1 protein-coding gene is annotated in these 1037 nt (G+C 62.4%); it reads left to right on the top strand.

Annotation, left to right across the window (positions count from 1 at the left end; translation table 11 throughout):
- Positions 1-88: 88 nt before the first annotated feature.
- The coding region (locus EN984_RS35755; RefSeq protein WP_095770220.1) for an IS481 family transposase at positions 89-1037 on the top strand (949 nt) is incomplete at its 3' end.

The following is a 1037-nucleotide window of genomic DNA, read 5'->3' as shown; positions in this document are numbered from 1 at the left end:
CTAGGTGTGAGCTTTCGAGAGGTTGTCCATTCGGACCGGACCGAGGAGACTGGAGTTACCACGCTTCAGCATCCATCGGAGGGTCCGAATGAACATCCACAAGAATGCCCGTCTCACACCGCTGCGTCGAGAGGAGATGGCGTTATCGGTGATAGAAGGCGCTTTTTCCAAAGCCCATGCGGCGCGCGTCTATGGCGTGTCGGCCAAGATCGTGGCGCGCTGGGTCGAGCGCTATAAGACCAAAGGGCGGGCCGGCATGGTCGACCGCTCGTCGCGGCCCACCGTCATGCCGAGCCTGACCGAACAGTCCGTGGCCGAGCGCATCGCAGCCTTGCGTCGCCAGCGGCTGACCGGCAAGCACATCGCCCATGAGGTCGGCGTCTCGCCCGCCACCGTCAGCCGGGTTCTCAAGCGTGCCGGGCTGTCGCGGCTCAGGGATATCGAGCCGGCCGAACCGGTCCGGCGCTACGAGCGGGAGCATCCCGGCGAGATGATCCATATCGACATCAAGAAGCTCGGCCGCTTCAGCCAAGTCGGCCATCGTATCACCGGCGATCCGCAAAAGGGCAAGTCGCGCGGCGCCGGCTGGGAGTTCGTCCATGTCTGCATCGACGACGCGTCCCGCATCGCCTTCTCGCAAATCCTGCCCGACGAGAAAAAGGAGTGCGCCATCGCCTTCCTCAAGGCCGCGGTCGCCTATTACGCCAGCCTCGGCGTCACGATAGCCCGCGTCATGACCGACAACGGCTCCTGCTACAGATCAAAGGCCTTCGCCAAGGCCTGCCGCGATCTCGGCCTCAAGCACGTCACGACAAGACCCTATACGCCCAAGACCAATGGCAAGGCCGAGCGCTTCATCCAGACAGCACTGCGCGAATGGGCCTACGCCATTGCCTATCCGACATCCGATCATCGTGCCGCCGAACTGCCTGTCTGGCTGCACAGATACAATTGGCATCGTCCACATGGCAGCCTAAAGTCAAAAACGCCTATCAGTCGCCTCGCCCTGATCGAGGACAACCTGTTGAAGCTCCACA

Source organism: Mesorhizobium sp. M7A.F.Ca.CA.004.12.1.1 (assembly GCF_003997835.1).
Taxonomy (GTDB): domain Bacteria; phylum Pseudomonadota; class Alphaproteobacteria; order Rhizobiales; family Rhizobiaceae; genus Mesorhizobium.
Note: the sequence above shows the minus strand (reverse complement) of the source record. Positions and strands in the feature narration are given on the sequence as shown.